Origin of the sequence: Anaerobacterium chartisolvens (genome assembly GCF_003337415.1) — a bacterium.
GTDB classification, from domain to species: domain Bacteria; phylum Bacillota; class Clostridia; order Acetivibrionales; family DSM-27016; genus Anaerobacterium; species Anaerobacterium chartisolvens.
Genome location: NZ_QPJT01000035.1, coordinates 1 through 16537, shown reverse-complemented (window position 1 = coordinate 16537; position 16537 = coordinate 1). Strand labels below are relative to the sequence as shown.

Genomic DNA, 16537 nt, shown 5'->3' with positions numbered 1-16537 from the left:
CCTTTTTAAAAATTCCTGCTTATCCACGAAACTATTCTGTCCCATTCTTGGGGATTTTTCAGAGGAAAGCTTTCTGCACACTCTATCAGATAATCCACATCCTTCCAGTTGTCCATTGAAAAGGATTTATCCAGCCTTATGTTTGCACGGCAGTATTTATCCTCACCAAGGATTTGCCTGCAATTATAATCGTCTACCTCCATGACACCGTCCATTAATATGGACAAAAGAGGTATGGGAGGATTTCCCATAGGGTTCAGCCACTCTGCCGCACCCCACTTAACATCATGCTTTATACAGGAGGGATTAAAGCCTGTGCCGAAGGAAAGCAGCCTTACACTGTTCATATCGGCATTTGCCTTTTCCGGGTCCAGGGCATTGCATAGCGCACCTATGCTTGGATTGTTTGCGAAAACCCCTCCGTCAATGAAGCCCTGGTAGCTTGGGAAGTACACAGGCGCCGCACTGGTTCTGAGCGCGGCATCAACGGTAGTTACATCCAAATATGGCGATCCCGGAAAATTTGTAAGCTGAACAGGATACCAGCTAAAGCCGTCCAGATTCAGACTGAAGGTATTGATTAAAATATTGCAGGGAAGATCCTTTAAGGGGGGATTGTCTTTGAAGTTGTCCTCAAGGAGCTTTTTTAATTTGACATTGTTGTATTTAGGGGCCCCTATTCCATTATCGATCCTCTGAATTTCAAACTTATAATAAGGGTCGAATATCTCCTGCCCGTTTTCTGCGTAAAGCTGCACAATGTTATCAGGCGTTATGCCCAATGCCAGCCCCAATGAAATTATTCCTCCTGTAGAGGTGCCTGCATACATGCTTACATTTTTCAGCATACCGGGGATTACATTGTTAAGCATCTCCAGCATTTTTGCAGTCAGAGCTCCTTTTATACCGCCCCCGTCAAAACATATAATTTTATACATACCTATAAAACCCCTTTATATACAGAATTTATATTAGAATTATATATTTTTAGGCGAAAAATGTCAATTTAAATGACGAAAATTTACTTTAGATATATTGTTATACATATAGTAGTATATATACTATATTTTACTTCGGTGTTTTTAGTTCTTAGTCCATTTTAAACAAGCCCGAAATATAGTATAATCATACTTGTTATGTTAACGACAAAGTCGTATTCCTATTGTATTGGAGGTACTGTGCTATGGGGCTATCTGTTTTACATTCCATTAAAGACAGCGTGCTTAAATATGCTCAGGTTATTTCTACAGTGCTTGAAATGGATGTGGATATTGTAGATGACCAGATGATTCGCATTGCGGGAACCGAACAATTCTATAAGGGAATGAGCAAGCCTATTGATGATGAGGGAAATGCTTTTAAAAGGGTGCTGCAGACACAACAGACTCTGGTTGTTGAAAATCCCGGACGCGATGAGGTATGCCTTACCTGCGGAAGCCGCTTCGACTGTAGGGAGGAATATGAGATTTGCTGCCCTGTAATTTTAGACGGCAGCGTAATCGGAGTAATATCCCTTGCTCTGTTTGATAAGGACAAAAAGAATGAAATAATAAAAAAACAGGATAATTATGTAATGTTTTTAGAGCAAATATCCAGCCTGATCGCGGCAAAGGCAGCGGAATACATACGCTTCCAGCAGCAGGCCTTTTCGGTTCAGCTTCTTGACAAGCTCATTGACTGCATAAGTGAGGGTGTTATTGTGTTTGACCAATCCAAGCAAATTTTATATATAAATGAAAGGTCGGAGCAAATACTGGGAAATAATCTTCAGCAGCTTGTGTATCTTAAAAAAATAAACGAGTTTGCCATACACAAGCTTAATAGCACAAAGCACTTGAAGCAGGTAGAGTATATCGTCAGGATAAGAAGCAAAAAAATAAACCTTGTAGGTAATATATACCCCGTAATGGTTGAAGGCAGGGAGGAGGGCAGCGTGTTCATCTTTCACGATATTTCCGTGCTTAACAGAAACCTGCTTCATAGCCAGAATATAAAGAACTTCAGCTTTGAAAGGATTATCGGCGAGGAGGATAATTTTACAAAGACAAAGGAAAACGCAAAAAGGCTTGCATATAGTGATGTAAATCTTCTAATATCAGGCGAGACAGGCACCGGCAAGGAGATTTTTGCAAGAGCGATCCACAATGAAAGCAGCAGGAAGGAAAAGCCGTTTATAACTATTATTTGTACGGGAAGCGTGGAATCCGTTATAGAAAAAGAAATATTCGGGTACGAGCAGCTTCAGCTAAATGAGGATGAGAGGCTTGGCAAGCTGCATTTGGCCCAGAGCGGAACGCTGTTTATAGATGAGGTAGGGGATCTTACGCCGAGGCTTCAGGGGAGGCTTATGCAGGCTATTCAGAATAAAAGGGACTATGACGTGAGGATTATTGCAAGCACAAGTCAGGACTTAAAGAGCAAGACCGAAAGCGGAGAATTCAGAAAGGATTTGTATTATTCTCTTATAGCCTTTGAGATATCAATACCTCCTGTCCGCAGCAGACCGAAGGATATTCCCTTGCTGGCGCGGTATTTCTTGGAAAGGTTCTGCCATATGGAGGGAAAGAAAATCACTCTTTCGGAAAATGTAATTAAGCTTATGAAGGGGTATTCATGGCCGGGAAATGTAAGAGAGATTGAAAAGATAGTAAACTTTATAGTAAACACTCAAGGCGATGAAAAGCATGTTGACATAGATCAGCTTCCTGCCAACATAAAAAAACAGTTGACGGAATTTACGGGAGAGCAATACAACCTTGAAAAGCTTGAGAAGGCAACAATATTGCAGGTTCTGAACGCCTTCGGAAGCTCCACCGACAGTAAAAAAAGAGCTGCAAAGGAGCTGGGAATAGGAGTTGCCACATTATACAGAAAGCTTGAAAAATATGGCATAACAGAGCATAAGCAGTATGATTGATTCTCAATCTGATTGAATATCAATCTTGTTGATTCTCAAATTGAGAATATTTTATCAGTGTTTAAGACACATGTGTTTTCAGTATCAAATGCTGTATGACTGGAAGGGTATTTGTTTGACAACCCTTTGCGGGGAATTATAATTAAATTGTAGGTAGCTTTTTTACAGTAAATAAATGGTGCGAATCGAAATTCTGCAAGGGCGCAGAAGGGCTTCGGTTATGCACCTTTTTTAATTTGAGGGAGGTGGCATATGCTGAGTGAAAGCAGGGCGGGGCAGATAATAGAAGCCTGCCAGAGGCTTGTAAGGGCAAAGAGCTATTCAGGGGAGGAGCGGCAGGCAGCGGATGCCTCACGGCAGCTTATGCTTGAGCTGGGCTTTGACAGGGTTGATATTGACACATACGGGAGCGTTATAGGGTGCATAAAGGGCAAAAGGCCGGGGAAAAGGATACTTTTGGATGGACATATAGACACGGTGCCTGTGCCCGACGCTTCAAAATGGAGGCATGACCCGTTTGGGGGCTGTATTGAGGACGGAAGGATATACGGAAGAGGCACATCCGACATGAAGGGCGCCGTAGCAGCCATGATATGTGCGGCGGGGTATTTTGCCGGTGATTGCGGAAGGGATTTTGAGGGTGAGATATATGTTGCGGGCACTGTGCAGGAGGAGTGCTTTGAGGGCATAGCCGCAAGGCAGATAAGCAAGGAATACAAGCCCGATTATGTCGTGATAGGAGAGGCCACCGCACTGAACCTCAAAAGAGGACAGAGGGGAAGGGCGGAGATTGTGCTGGAGACCTTCGGGAGGCCGGCGCATTCCGCAAATCCCGAGGAGGGAAGGAATGCGGTATATTACATGACGGCGCTTATAGAAGAGATTAAAAGAATGGAGTACGAGGAACACAGCTTTTTGGGGAAGGGCATTTTAGTGCTTACTGATATTATGTCCTCGCCTTATCCCGGAGCCTCGGTGGTTCCCGATTATTGCAGGGCTACCTTTGACAGGAGGCTGCTGATGGGAGAGGGAAGGGAGAGTGTGCTTAAGCCGTTGACGGATATTATAGAAAGGGCAAGAAGCAGTATTCATGGCCTTGAGGCTAGGGTATCGTACGCTTCGGGAGCGGAAACCTGTTATACGGGAGAGCCTATCGAGGCGGAACGGTTTTTCCCGGCATGGCTGTATGAGGAGGATGACGAGCTTGTGCAAAAAGCTCTGGTTGGATTGAAAAGTTCACGGCTAAGCCCATGTGTTACTCATTACTCCTTTTGTACAAACGGAAGCCATTACGCCGGTGAGGCGGGTATAAGGACAGTCGGCTTCGGACCGTCGAGAGAGGATCTTGCGCATACAATAGATGAATATATAGAGATAGATCAGCTTACGGCGGCATGTGAGGGGTATTACGGAATAATGGGGGCTGTTCTTTAGAAAAACGGTTAAAGGATATTGATATAATGAAAACTTTGATAAAAAACGGCTTGATTATTGACGGATCAGGTAAAAAGGGATTTTACGGGCATATTTCTTTCTCGGAAGGAAGGATTACAGGAGTAGGAGAGCCTGTCGGACGGGACTTTGACCATGTTATTGACGCTGAAGGCTTGGTTGTCTGCCCCGGGTTTATAGATACGCACAGCCATTCGGATCTTAAGGTTTTACTGGAGCCCCATATGGAGGCAAAGGTTCGCCAGGGAATAACAACGGAGGTTTTAGGGCAGGATGGCATTTCAATGGCGCCTCTGCCTCTTGAATACTTGAAGGACTGGAGAAGGAACCTTGCAGGCTTAGACGGCGACAGTGATGAAATTGACTGGAGCTACCGCACAACTGAAGGGTACTTAAAGCTTTTGGGAAAATCGGGAGTGGGGCTTAACCAGTGCTACCTCGTGCCTCACGGAAATGTGAGAATGGAGGCTATGGGGCTTGACAACAGGCAGCCTTCGCGATATGAGCTTGAACAAATGAAGGATATTGTAAGAAGAGAAATGGATGCGGGAGCATTCGGCCTCTCCACAGGACTTATTTACATTCCGTGCGCGTATTCCAAAACGAATGAGCTGATAGAAATATGCAAGGCGGTAAGGGAGTACGACGGAGTGTTTGTAGTCCACCAGCGCAGTGAAGCCGACAGCATAATGGATTCCATGAAGGAGATACTTGAAGTAGCAAGACGGTCGGGAGTGAGGGTGCATTTTTCGCACTTTAAGGTGTGCGGCAGGAAAAACTGGCCTAAAATAGACAGCGTTATGGAATTGCTGGATGAGGCGAACCGTGAGGGCATAAGCGTTTCGTTCGACCAATACCCGTATGCGGCGGGAAGCACCATGCTTGGAGTTATTCTTCCGCCGTGGGCTCACAGCGGAGGCACGGGCAGGCTGCTTGAACGACTTAAGGATCAAAGCCAACGCAAAAGAATGAAGGACGACATAGTAAACGGAATTGAGGGCTGGGACAATTTTATAGACTTTGCGGGCGTTGATGGGATATATATAACCAGTGTAAAAACAGGTAAAAACAACGGCTTAATAGGAAAGAGCCTTAAGGAGATAGGGGAAATAAGGGGCATCGAGCCTCTGGATGCTGCACTTGACCTCATATTAGAGGAGGAAAATGCCGTCGGGATGGTGGATTTTTACGGAACCGAGGAGCATATAACGCGGTTTATGAAGAGGCCGGAGCAAAATGTCTGCACAGACGGACTGCTTGGAGGAAGGCCCCACCCAAGGGTATACGGAAGCTTCCCAAGAGTGCTTGGAAGATATGTAAGAGAGCAGGGAGTTATGGAGCTTTCTGAGGCAGTCGCGAAAATGACGGGCAAGGCGGCGGATGTGCTGGGGCTTACGGACAGAGGTATCCTTCGGACGGGAGCGGCCGCCGATATTGTAATATTTGATGCACGAACTGTAAGGGACAGGGGAAGCTATACCGATCCGGCACAGTACCCTGAGGGGATTATAACGGTTATCATTAACGGAAAGACGGTTTTACGGGACGGAGTTTTAAACAGCGGCCTTGCGGGAAGTGTTTTAAGAAGGAGTCCCCATTGCTTGGGAAAGAAATAATTTGTAAAAAAGAGAGAGGAGAAATTATGGAAAGATTGCCGGTGGTAGGTCCAACGTTTGAAGAAATGCTTCATCCGTGGAAAATTGATCCTGATATAAGGAAGAGGGCTATAAAAGCAAAGACTTCCAGCCCGCTTCATCCTATAAATCTGTATAACATTACATGGAGGGATGAAAGGGATGAGGTGTGCCATTTTGTAATGCCCAAAGAATTAACGGGAGTAGAAGCAAACATAATAGTGCTTTACGGAAAAGAGTTTCCGTCGGGAAGCCATAAGGTAGGCCCCACGTATTCCATACTGTCGGAGAAGACGGTTACAGGAGAAATTGATGCTGTGAGGAATACTCTTGTATGGCCGTCAACGGGAAATTACGGGATAGGCGGTGCATGGGTGGGAAGCGAAATGAATTACAAGTCCATTGTTGTTCTTCCCGAGCTAATGAGCCAGGAAAGGTTTGACATGATAAGGGGCTACGGTGCGGAGGTTATAGCAACTAAGGGCTGCGAGTCCAATGTAAAGGAGATTTATGACAAGACAAAGGAGCTGGTGCAGGCAGACCCCGAGCATATAAGAATTCTCAACCAGTTTCAGGAGTTCGGCAATTACAGGTTTCACTACTATGTTACCGGAAATACCATGGTTGAGCTTGTGAAGGAAAAGAACATAGGCAACGGAAGAATTGCCGGGGTTGTGCTTACGGTAGGTTCTGCGGGGGCCATTGCATCGGGGGATAGGGTAAAGCAGGAGTTTTCCGAGGCCAAGATTATTGCCGGCGAGCCCGTCCAGTGCCCCACCATTGCATTGAACGGCTACGGGGATCACGACATACAGGGGATAGGAGATAAGCATGTTACGTGGATTCACAATGTAATGAATACAGATGGGATTGTATTAATTGATGACATGGACTGCAAAAAAATGCTTCAGGTTATGACCGACCCGGAGGGGATTAGCTTTCTTAAGGAGCTTGCCGACAGCGAAATGGTGGACTTTATGTCAGACAAGCTTGGGATATCGGGTATCGCAAACATTATAGGAGCTATAAAGACGGCAAAGTTTTATAAAATGAAGAGGGATGAAAATATTTTTGTTATTGCCACAGACAGCATTGCCAGATACGGGTCGGTTATGAGGCAGATGAAAGAGCAGACGGGAGCTGTGGACAGGGTAGAGGCAAAGTCCCGGACGGAGAGAATATTCTTGGGTCAGGAGCCGTCGTGGTTTTTTGAGGGAGACAAGTATGGCCGCGAGAGATGGCACAATCTCAAATATTTTACATGGGTTGAGCAGCAGGGAAAAACGGTGGAGGAGCTGAATGCCCAGAAGGAACAGGCCTACTGGCTGGAGAAGCAGAGTGAGGTAAGCCGCATGAACAGGCTTATTGAGGATTACAGAAAGGAACACTGGGATACCTTGAGGGGCGTTATGGGAATATGAGTTATTTCACAATAAAGGGAAATTGGGGTGCGTAAGGTTGGACTATTTTCTGAAATGTGTAAGCTGCGGCAGGGAATATGCGCGTGATGAGGTTGAATATACCTGTGCCGCGTGCGGGGACAGAATGGGCACTCTGGAAATAGTGCCTGATTATAATTCAATACCCGCAAGCAAAATGGATTATGAAAAGAATGAGAGCCTATGGCAGTTTGAGAAGCTTTTGCCGGTTGAGCCGGGCAGCTACAGGACACATCTGCATGTTGGGGGAACTCCTCTTTACAGGTTCTCGGGACTGCTTGGAATAAGAGAGCTGCTGGTTAAGTATGACGGCAGCAGCCCGACGGCTTCATTTAAGGACAGGGCATCGGCGGTGGTGGTTACAAAGGCTTATGAAAAGGGCTATGACACTGTATATTGCGCTTCGACGGGAAATGCTGCGGCTTCTCTTGCGGGACTTACGGCGGTGACTCCTCTTAAGGCTTACATTTTTTTGCCTGCGTCGGCCCCTGCCGCAAAGATTTCACAGCTTTTCGCATACGGGGCAAAAGTGATTGCTGTAGACGGAACCTATGATCAGGCGTTCGACCTTTCGCTGGAGGTTGGAAGGCTGAAGGGGTGGTATAGCAGAAACTCGGCAATAAATCCGTATTCTCTTGAGGGCAAAAAAACGGGAGCCTACGAGATCTGTGTGCAGAATGATTGGAGAGTTCCCGACGCGGTGCTTGTGGGTGTGGGAGACGGTACCGTTATAAGCTCCTTATATAAAGGCTTTTATGATTTTTACAGAATGGGCTTCATTGATAAAATTCCGCAGATAATAGGGGTACAGGCGGCGGGCTCCGACGCGGTAAAGCGTGTGTTTGAAAGGGGAGAGCCATATGCCCCTCTGGATATAGAGGCAAGCACTATAGCAGACAGCATATCGGTAGGAAAGCCACGGGATGTAATAAAAGCAAGCGGTGCGGTGAAAAAAAGCGGAGGATTTTTTGTGGCTGTACAGGATGAGGAAATTATGCAGGCTGTCTTGGAGTTGGCTGCAAATACGGGGGTTTTTGGAGAACCTGCGGGCGCTGTTGCCTATGCGGGGCTAAAAAAGCTTATCGAATTGGGGAAGCTTCAGAAGGACAGCTCAATCTGTATAGTGGTTACGGGGAACGGATTAAAGGATATTAGCGCCATAAGCCGGTTTGTAAGTGTTCAGCCGGTCAAGCCCGATATATCCAGCATTATGCAGTATATTGAAACAAAGGATGAAAGCTCACAGCTCTAATTATCAAAATGAGAATAGTTTTTCAAAATAATACGGCTATGTGGTGCTAAATGAAAGAAATGTCGCTTTTAAAGGTATTATGTTGATTATTTGATGCTTAAGCTATAGCATAAGAGTATAAGAAAATTGAATGCTGGAGTTAAAGTTCTTGCAAAGGTGCATGCTGATAGTAGTGTTGGCGTGCACCTTTTTTTATATAAATATAAATTTTTATTATTTTAGAGGAGGTTAATGTTATGTCTAAGGGAGTTTGGAAAATTGAAGACGGAGAGGTAAGGAAGGCAGGCCTGTCGCATTTTGTTATGATGGCATTATTTACAGGTATCGGTATTGTTGTAGGCACTTTCGGAAGTATTGCCGTGCCTTTGGGTTTTGTGTCGGCCTTCTGGCCCGGACAGGCCATACAGAGTGTAGGAAGCATATGGTATGGAGGCTGGGGAGGAATCGCGGCATTTGTTTTCCCTATAATTTCAAACGCAATATCGGGTTCAGCCGCACTGCCGGTATCTCTTGCATATATACCCGGCAACCTTGCACAGGGCTTGATTGCCGGTTGGGCGTTCAGACAGTTTAGTGCAGACCCAAGGCTTGTAAAGGCATCCGACTGGGTTAATTTTACCGTCTGGGGGGTTATCGTATCAAACCTTATAGGCGCGGGCTGGGGAAGCACCGTACTCACAATGTTCGGACTTATCGCACCCGACGCTCATTTTACCGTATTTGCCGGCTGGTTTATGGGAAATGCCGTTGCGTCATGGATTCTTGGAGTATTGATGCTCAAGTTTGTATCTCCTATTGTTGTTAAAACAAAGACATTTTGCAAAGGCTATTGGGCATAGAGAGAAAGTATGCACAAAGCACGGGGATGATGACGGAAGGTTGGGAGCTTTTATATGCATCCCCGCGGCTTTAGGCATTAAACAGGCAGTGAAAGCTTAGACTAGAGAGGTGATTTAAAATGGCAGTTGAAAGAAAGATGCAAAAAACAATTATAGGCTTTGTGCCATACCAGTCGCCCATATATGCCCTTCATCCCCTTGTAAGGCTTGTGATTTTTCTGGTAACGGGGTTTATACCTCTTTTTGTAGAAATACCTGAAGTGAATATTCTTTTCTTAATAGCAATAATAGGTCTTTTTATATATTCAAAGGTGGATCTTAAAAAGCTTAAGATGTATATGCCTATGGTGTTTACGGTAGGGCTGTTTATATTTGTTACCTATCTGTTTTTCCCCATCGCAAAGGGAGAGAAAATACTTTTATACCAGCTTGGGGCGGTTAAGCTGTACTACAACTCAATTATGTGGGCGACATGTATATATTTCAGGATAATAGCCCTTTTGTTTGCGTCAATTTTTTATTTTTCCACAAACAGGGAGAGGGACATGCTTATTGCCTTCAGAAGCCTTAAAATGCCCTTTGTAGCCACCTATTTCCTTGGATTGTCTCTTCGGGCCACAGGGATTTTCATGGAGGATTACCAGATCATAAGGGAGGCGGAGCAGGCAAGGGGGCTTGATGTTTCCGACCTTTCATTTGTGGGTAAGATAAAGCATTTCTCCATGTATATGATACCGCTGTTTACGCTGTCTATAAGGAGATGCGAGGAAATCAGCGTAGGACTGTATTCAAAGGGAACGGTGATATCTAATAAAATTGACGGAAGGAAGCGGCCTGACTATCTTATGTCTAAAAACCCCGTTACCCAAAAGGATATTTTCTATTCTGCGGCAATTGTTTTGTTCTTTCTTGCGTTCTGTTCTCTTCAGGTATTCGGAGGAGTATTCAGTCTGGATAACTCACCGATAAATATTGCAATACTGAAACTTTTAAAAGGAGGATGACAGATGAACGCTATTGAAATTTCAGGACTTAACTGGAAGTACAGCGGAAAGGACCAGCCCGCGCTTAAGGATATTAATTTGAGTATTTGTGAAAATACCTTTGTTGGCATTATAGGTTCAAATGAATCGGGCAAAACCACCCTCGTTTCTTGCATTAAGGGGCTTATACCTGAGAATTACTCAGGGGTCTACAAGGGGGAGGTAAAGCTGTTCGGCAAGTCCATAAAGGAATGCTCTACGGTTGACATTGCCAGAACGGTGGGAATGGTGTTTTCCGACCCGGACGCGCAATTTACGTCAATGAGCGTGGAGGAGGAGATCGCCTTCGGGCTTGAGAACATGGGTCTGCCTGTGAGTGAAATAAAGGAAAGAATTGAATGGGTAAGCCGGCTTACATCTATTGAGAGCCTGCTTGAGAAGCCCCCGTATGACCTGTCGGGAGGTCAGAAGCAAAGAATAGCAATTGCTTCTATCATAGCAATGAAGCCGAGGATTATAATTCTTGATGAGCCGACATCGATGTTGGATCCTTTTGCAAAGGATAATATTTTCAGTCTTTTGCAAACAATGAAGAGAGAGCTTAAGGTAACGATAATTGTAGTTGAGCATAATATTGAAAAGATTGCGGAGCTTGCCGATCAAATTATTCTGGTGAGCGACGGAAGGGTAGAAAAAATCGGAGAATCGCAAGGGTTCTTTGATGACATAGAATTTATTGAAAGCCATAGTGTAAAAGTTCCTGAGGCGATAAAGTTTATTCAGAGGCTATATAAGGAAAAGGGACTTTGCGGCAGTGCTCCTGTAAGATTTGATGAAATAAAGAAGGCCGCAGAGGAGCTTCTTGGAAAGTGAGGCGGGATTTTTGAGTACAGACAAAATAATTGAGGTCAAAGGGCTTACCTATTGCTATAGCGATGGAACAAAAGCGCTTGAGGATATTAATATAGATTTTTATAAGGGCCAGTTTATTGCTTTTATAGGTCAGAATGGGTGTGGCAAAACCACCTTTTCCAAGTGCCTGAACGGGATTTTTAAGCCTACTGAGGGTAAGATACTTGTTAACGGACTGGACACCGCGCTGCCAAGAATCAACAAGCAGCTTGTAGAGAATATAGGCTATGTGTTTCAAAACCCCGATCATCAGTTGTTTAACAACAGCGTGTATGATGAAATTGCATATGCTCCGAGAAATTTAAAGCTGAACGAGGAGCAGGTAAGAGAAAGGGTGTTGGTTGCCTCTAAGATTTCAGGCGTGAGTGAGGGGCTTTTTGAGGAGCACCCATTTTTTCTGGTAAAGGGGCTGAGACAGAGAATAGCGATAGCTTCTATTTTATCTCTGAAGCCGAGGGTAATTATAGTTGACGAGCCTACCACAGGACAGGATTACAAGCAGTCTATAGAGGTAATGGAATTCCTTAAAATGCTTAATGAGGAGCTGGGGCATACTATAATTATTGTTACGCATGAGATGGACATTGTAGCTCAATATGCAAAGCGCGTTGTGGTAATGAATGACGGGAAGGTGCTTACCGACGGTACCGTAAAGGAGGTATTTGCAAACCCGGAGCTGCTTGAGCAGGCCAATGTAAAGCCGCCGCAGATAACAAGGCTGGCTCAGGCCCTTAAAAGCTACGGCTTCAAAAATAATGTGATATCCTTTGATGAAATGTGTGAACAGTGGGAGAGCAGGGTATAAGGAATTTCTTCCAAACAATTCTAACAGCAGATGTATTCCTTATAGGTCAATAGAATTGTTTTCCAGAAATCCTTATACCTATATAATTTAGGCTTTTGCATATCGGATAACGGAGGATGTAAAATAATATCCTCCAGAATAATTTCTACTCTAACTATAGAAGCATGTATACCTGTAGAAGACGCTTGTGAATTTAATTAGCCTAAATTATATCCCGGTTACGCATTCCGGGGAAATTATTCTTCCGGATATTATTTTACATTCTTTTTAGATAGTTTATATCCTAATTTAGATAGAGGTAGAGATAGAGGTAGAGGTATGAGGTAGAGAATATGAAAAAATATCTTGTAATAAACCCCAACAGCTCGCAGAAAATGACCGAGGATATACGCAGGACAATACAGGGGCTCGGCCTTCCGAATTCCGACGCGCATGTGGTGTGCATGGAGAAGGCGCCGCCTGTGCTGGAGAGCTTTACAGACTACACCATTGCAGGTGCCGAGGCTGTAAAATATGTTTCGGAAGGGAATGCCGGGGGCTGTTCGGGCATACTGTTGGCGTGCTTTGGCGACCCTTGCCTGTATGCGCTCAAGGAATGCGCGAGGGTTCCCGTTGTGGGAATCGCGGAAGCGTCACTATCCATTGCGCTGCTTTTGGGCTTTAAATTCAGCATTGCCGCCGCCGCTTCCAAGGCGCGGCCCATGATGGAGTCCATGGTAAAGGGGTACGGGCTTGAAAGCCGGATGGCGTCGGTGGAAAGCCTGGATCTCAATATAGAGGACTTTATAAATGAAAGGGAGCTGCTGGAGAATAAATTGACCGAATGCGGAAAGCGGGCCATACAGAAGGGCGCGGAGGTTCTGGTGCTGGGATGCGCCGGAATGACCATGATTAGTGAAAGGGTTGAAAAAAGCCTCGGGATTCCTGTGGTAGACCCCGTCAAGGCGGGAATGGGGGCTTTGTATGCTATAGCGGAAACCGGCCTTTGCATCTCAAGGCTGGGACTGTATCAAGAAGGGGGAGGTCTGGCAAATGCTTGATTTGATTATAAAAAACGGAACGGTGGTAACACCTTGGTCCAGCTTTAAGGCCGATATCGCGGTGAAGGATTCTGTTATTGAGGCTGTGGGGGCGGCCTCTCTTTTCGGGAGGGCAAAAAGGGAGATAGATGCGGAGGGAATGTATGTCCTGCCGGGAATAATAGACCCCCATACGCATTTTGAGTCGCCGTTTATGGGCTGCAAGGGAGCGCTGGATTTTTACAGCGGGAGCATTGCGGGAGCTTTTGGAGGCGTCACCACGTTTATTGACTTTACCAATTCCAGAGCGGGACATTCTGTGATGGCCAGCATTCGGGAAAGACGCGAGGAGATGTCCAAAAGCTGTATAGATTACGGTGTACACGCCAAGTTTGTGGAGGCGGAAAGGCCGGTGCTTGATGAGATTAAGTCTATTGTGGAGTATGGCTGCCCCAGCTTTAAAATGTTTATGACATATAAAAAGGAAGGGGTTATGATAGACGACGAGGGTATGCTTTCCGTTATGGCCGAGGCTAAGAAATGGGGAGGCTTGCCGGGAGTACACGCAGAGAACAACGCCATAGCCGAGTCAAATGTTGAAAAATTCATAGAAGAGGGTCGGCTTGAGTGGGAGTATTTTGCAAAATCAAAGCCCAATCTGTGCGAGATGGAGGCGGTGCAAAGGGTTGTGCTGTATGCAAGGTACACAGGATGCCCGCTGTATATATTCCACCTTTCAACAGCGGAGGGGCTGTCGGTGATAAAGCAGGCTCAAAGCGAGGGAGTAAAGGTCTTTACCGAGACGTGTCCGCATTATCTGACGCTTACAAGGGAAAAATACAAGCAGAAAGACGGGCATCTTTATGTGATGAGCCCCCCTTTAAGAGGAGAGCAGGATTTGGAGGCTATGTGGAGAGGCTTAGGAGACGGAAGCATTTCCATAATAGGCTCGGATGACTGCACCTATTCTATAGAGGAAAAGGAAATGTTTTTAGAAAGGGATGCGGAGGGGAACGTTAAGCAGGATTTCACAAAAATTGCAAACGGAGTGCAGGGAATTGAGGCAAGGCTTATGCTTCTTTTAGAGGAGGGAGTCAATAAGGGAAGGATAACTTTGAATAAGCTGTGTGAAATAACCTCCTACAATCCGGCAAAGACCTTTGGGCTGTATCCTCAAAAGGGAATAATACAAAAGGGGAGCGATGCCGATCTTGTGATTATTGACCCTGACAAGGTGCGGGAGATATCACATGAAACTCTGCACCATAAGGTAAACTATTCCATTTATGATGGAAGAAGTGTAAAGGGGTGGCCTGTTGTTACAATACACAGGGGAAGAGTTATTGTTGAAAACGGAGAGTTTCTGGGCTCGCGGGGAGACGGAAGATTCATGAAAAGAAAAATAAGGCTATGAACATTTTTGATATAATAGGCCCTGTAATGATTGGGCCTTCCAGCTCCCATACCGCGGGTGCCGTCAGGCTTGCCGGCGTGGCAAGGCTGCTGTTGGGAGAGAGGGTAAAAAGCGCGTATATAAAGCTTCATGGCTCCTTTGCGGAGACATATAAGGGGCATGGGACAGACAAGGCCATAATAGGGGGGCTTATGGGCTATCTCCCCGACGACCCCCGCATAAGGGAAAGCATAGAGCTTGCGGAGCAGGAGGGGATGACATTCAGCATAGAGACTGCATCCTTAGGGGATGTGCATCCAAATACCGCTTTAATCTCAGTCGAGGGGGTATCGGGTAAAAAGGCATCAATTCTGGGGTCGTCCATAGGCGGAGGGAATATTGTCATAAAGCAAATTGACGGTATGAGCGTGGAATTTACAGGGCAATATAATTCCTTAATAGTTGAGTATACCGACAGGCCGCGCATGGTTGCCATGATTACCTCTATAATAGGAGACAGCGACATAAATATTGCAAACATGAAGGTATACCGTTCGGCGAGAGGAGGGAAGGCCATCATGACCATCGAAATTGATCAGGAGATTCCGGAAGAGCTTGTAAATATAATAAGGCGGCAGCGGGATGTGTTTAACGTGATCAATGTTAAAATGGTGTGATACACATATTATGTCTATTCGCAATTCATTAAAGGATTTGGAGAAGGAGTCTGTTGAGCAGGGGAAAAAAATATCGCAGATAATCCTTGAGGATCAGTCGGCGGAGATTGACATTCCCTGCTCTGAAGTTTTTTTACGAATGACCTCTAATTTTCATGTTATGAAAGAAAGCGTGACAGAAGGGACAGAAAATGGAAAGGCTTTTTCAAGCGGCACCTGCGGGTCTGATTCCCGAAGGCTTCATGATTACCTGCGGAAGGGACACAATATTTGCGGAGATATTTTATCGGGCGCTCTCATTAAGTCTTTAGCGGTATCAAGATACAATTCATGCATGGGAAGGATTGTCGCCGCGCCAACGGCGGGCTCCTGCGGTATTATTCCGGCGGTGCTGCTGTCTGTTATGGAGGAGCGGGGCTTGGGAGAGCATGACGTTGTAATGAGCCTTTTCAATGCCGGGGGAGTAGGCATGGTAATAGCCTCGAGAGCCACCTTGTCGGGGGCCGAGGGAGGGTGCCAGGCGGAGTGCGGGAGTGCGGCCGCAATGGCTGCATCGGCTGTAGTGGAGCTGCTGGGGGGATCGCCGGAGCAGTGCGGGCACGCCTGTGCAATTGCGTTAAAGAACACGCTTGGGCTTATATGTGATCCTGTAGGGGGGCTTGTGCAGGTGCCGTGCATAAAAAGGAATGCAATGGGAACGGCTAATGCGTTGGTAGCGGCCCAGCTTGCTCTGGCGGGGATACAGAGCGCGATACCTGCCGACGAGGTAATTGACGCAATGAAGGCGGTGGGGCAAAAGATGTCCTCCGACTTCAAGGAAACGGCAAAGGGCGGCCTTGCCGACACCCCGACCGCCAGACGCGGAATGGGGTAGGGAATGGGGACATTCCTCAAGCTTAATGTGCGTTAAGTTTGAGGACCGTCCCCATCGGGTCTGTCAATAATTTTGTGCTTTTTCCTTCCATTCACCATCAGAACTGACTTGCTGAGGATTTTGGGTGGCTTTTGCCCAAAATCCTCAGCAAGTACCGCGGATGAGGGGTTTGGGGAGCCACCGCGGAGGGCTCCCCAAGGTTTATCGCAAATGCGATTTAACCTTCTCTGGGAAGAAAATTGATAGCTGTAATAATATCTGCCCCCAATTCTGAATTCTGCCTGTCCATTTCCTTAATACATCTTGCGTAGCTAGATACAGCATTTTTAAGAGCGATTCGT

General features: G+C 45.9%; 14 protein-coding genes and 1 pseudogene. 13 read left to right on the top strand and 2 right to left on the bottom strand.

Going from position 1 to position 16537, the window contains the following annotated elements:
* Positions 1 to 5: 5 nt before the first annotated feature.
* Positions 6 to 938: a patatin-like phospholipase family protein gene (locus DFR58_RS19535; RefSeq protein WP_114299834.1), complete on the bottom strand. Its 933-nt coding sequence runs from the start codon at positions 936 to 938 to the stop codon at positions 6 to 8.
* 245 nt (positions 939 to 1183) lie between these two features.
* On the opposite strand from DFR58_RS19535, the gene DFR58_RS19530 reads away from it, so the two are divergent.
* The 13 genes from DFR58_RS19530 to sdaAA all read left to right on the top strand — a co-directional run bounded on the left by DFR58_RS19530 (position 1184) and on the right by sdaAA (position 16196).
* Complete coding sequence (locus tag DFR58_RS19530; RefSeq protein ID WP_114299832.1) at positions 1184 to 2917, top strand: sigma 54-interacting transcriptional regulator; 1734 nt, start codon at positions 1184 to 1186, stop codon at positions 2915 to 2917.
* 252 nt (positions 2918 to 3169) lie between these two features.
* A complete protein-coding gene (locus DFR58_RS19525) occupies positions 3170 to 4351 on the top strand; it encodes a YgeY family selenium metabolism-linked hydrolase (protein WP_114299830.1) in 1182 nt (393 codons plus the stop codon).
* A 26-nt stretch (positions 4352 to 4377) separates the two neighbouring features.
* Positions 4378 to 5985, top strand: coding sequence for an N-acyl-D-amino-acid deacylase family protein (locus DFR58_RS19520; RefSeq protein WP_114299828.1), 1608 nt, complete (start codon positions 4378 to 4380; stop codon positions 5983 to 5985).
* A 26-nt stretch (positions 5986 to 6011) separates the two neighbouring features.
* Positions 6012 to 7424 carry a PLP-dependent cysteine synthase family protein gene (locus DFR58_RS19515; RefSeq protein WP_170138238.1) on the top strand — a complete coding sequence of 471 codons (1413 nt, stop codon included), beginning with the start codon at positions 6012 to 6014 and terminating at the stop codon, positions 7422 to 7424.
* A 37-nt stretch (positions 7425 to 7461) separates the two neighbouring features.
* Positions 7462 to 8694 (top strand): threonine synthase, encoded by a 1233-nt coding sequence (gene thrC, locus DFR58_RS19510; RefSeq protein WP_207659288.1) that lies wholly within the window; start codon positions 7462 to 7464, stop codon positions 8692 to 8694.
* Positions 8695 to 8930: 236 nt separating this feature from the next.
* Entirely contained in the window at positions 8931 to 9533 is a 603-nt protein-coding gene (locus DFR58_RS19505) for a diguanylate cyclase family protein (RefSeq protein WP_114299826.1), read from the top strand.
* A gap of 119 nt (positions 9534 to 9652) precedes the next feature.
* The gene (locus DFR58_RS19500; protein ID WP_114299824.1) at positions 9653 to 10537 is read left to right on the top strand and encodes an energy-coupling factor transporter transmembrane component T family protein; all 885 of its coding nucleotides are present in this window, start codon (positions 9653 to 9655) and stop codon (positions 10535 to 10537) included.
* Between the two features lie 3 nt (positions 10538 to 10540).
* Positions 10541 to 11389 carry an energy-coupling factor ABC transporter ATP-binding protein gene (locus DFR58_RS19495; RefSeq protein WP_114299822.1) on the top strand — a complete coding sequence of 283 codons (849 nt, stop codon included), beginning with the start codon at positions 10541 to 10543 and terminating at the stop codon, positions 11387 to 11389.
* Positions 11390 to 11399: 10 nt separating this feature from the next.
* Positions 11400 to 12233, top strand: coding sequence for an energy-coupling factor ABC transporter ATP-binding protein (locus DFR58_RS19490; protein WP_170138237.1), 834 nt, complete (start codon positions 11400 to 11402; stop codon positions 12231 to 12233).
* Positions 12234 to 12565: 332 nt separating this feature from the next.
* Entirely contained in the window at positions 12566 to 13273 is a 708-nt protein-coding gene (locus tag DFR58_RS19485; protein WP_114299818.1) for an aspartate/glutamate racemase family protein, read from the top strand.
* Positions 13266 to 14666: a dihydropyrimidinase gene (gene hydA, locus DFR58_RS19480; RefSeq protein ID WP_114299816.1), complete on the top strand. Its 1401-nt coding sequence runs from the start codon at positions 13266 to 13268 to the stop codon at positions 14664 to 14666. Before DFR58_RS19485 ends, hydA begins: the two co-directional genes overlap by 8 nt.
* Positions 14663 to 15322, top strand: coding sequence for an L-serine ammonia-lyase, iron-sulfur-dependent subunit beta (gene sdaAB, locus DFR58_RS19475; RefSeq protein ID WP_114299814.1), 660 nt, complete (start codon positions 14663 to 14665; stop codon positions 15320 to 15322). The genes hydA and sdaAB overlap by 4 nt, the downstream gene beginning before the upstream one ends.
* 10 nt (positions 15323 to 15332) lie before the next feature.
* A complete protein-coding gene (gene sdaAA, locus DFR58_RS19470) occupies positions 15333 to 16196 on the top strand; it encodes an L-serine ammonia-lyase, iron-sulfur-dependent, subunit alpha (protein ID WP_114299848.1) in 864 nt (287 codons plus the stop codon).
* A 201-nt stretch (positions 16197 to 16397) separates the two neighbouring features.
* On the opposite strand, the pseudogene DFR58_RS22650 reads toward sdaAA, so the two are convergent.
* Positions 16398 to 16537 (bottom strand): annotated as a pseudogene (locus DFR58_RS22650) (IS256 family transposase); the annotation flags it as partial.

What these genes read in the sequence shown, in the direction of transcription:
- DFR58_RS19535 (WP_114299834.1), bottom strand. Translation starts at nt 938, where the DNA reads ATGTATAAAATTATATGTTTTGACGGGGGCGGTATAAAAGGAGCTCTG.
- DFR58_RS19515 (WP_170138238.1), top strand. Translation starts at nt 6,012, where the DNA reads ATGGAAAGATTGCCGGTGGTAGGTCCAACGTTTGAAGAAATGCTTCAT.
- DFR58_RS19500 (WP_114299824.1), top strand. Translation starts at nt 9,653, where the DNA reads ATGGCAGTTGAAAGAAAGATGCAAAAAACAATTATAGGCTTTGTGCCA.
- DFR58_RS19520 (WP_114299828.1), top strand. Translation starts at nt 4,378, where the DNA reads ATGAAAACTTTGATAAAAAACGGCTTGATTATTGACGGATCAGGTAAA.
- DFR58_RS19525 (WP_114299830.1), top strand. Translation starts at nt 3,170, where the DNA reads ATGCTGAGTGAAAGCAGGGCGGGGCAGATAATAGAAGCCTGCCAGAGG.
- DFR58_RS19495 (WP_114299822.1), top strand. Translation starts at nt 10,541, where the DNA reads ATGAACGCTATTGAAATTTCAGGACTTAACTGGAAGTACAGCGGAAAG.
- sdaAA (WP_114299848.1), top strand. Translation starts at nt 15,333, where the DNA reads ATGTCTATTCGCAATTCATTAAAGGATTTGGAGAAGGAGTCTGTTGAG.
- hydA (WP_114299816.1), top strand. Translation starts at nt 13,266, where the DNA reads ATGCTTGATTTGATTATAAAAAACGGAACGGTGGTAACACCTTGGTCC.
- DFR58_RS19530 (WP_114299832.1), top strand. Translation starts at nt 1,184, where the DNA reads ATGGGGCTATCTGTTTTACATTCCATTAAAGACAGCGTGCTTAAATAT.
- DFR58_RS19505 (WP_114299826.1), top strand. Translation starts at nt 8,931, where the DNA reads ATGTCTAAGGGAGTTTGGAAAATTGAAGACGGAGAGGTAAGGAAGGCA.
- sdaAB (WP_114299814.1), top strand. Translation starts at nt 14,663, where the DNA reads ATGAACATTTTTGATATAATAGGCCCTGTAATGATTGGGCCTTCCAGC.
- DFR58_RS19485 (WP_114299818.1), top strand. Translation starts at nt 12,566, where the DNA reads ATGAAAAAATATCTTGTAATAAACCCCAACAGCTCGCAGAAAATGACC.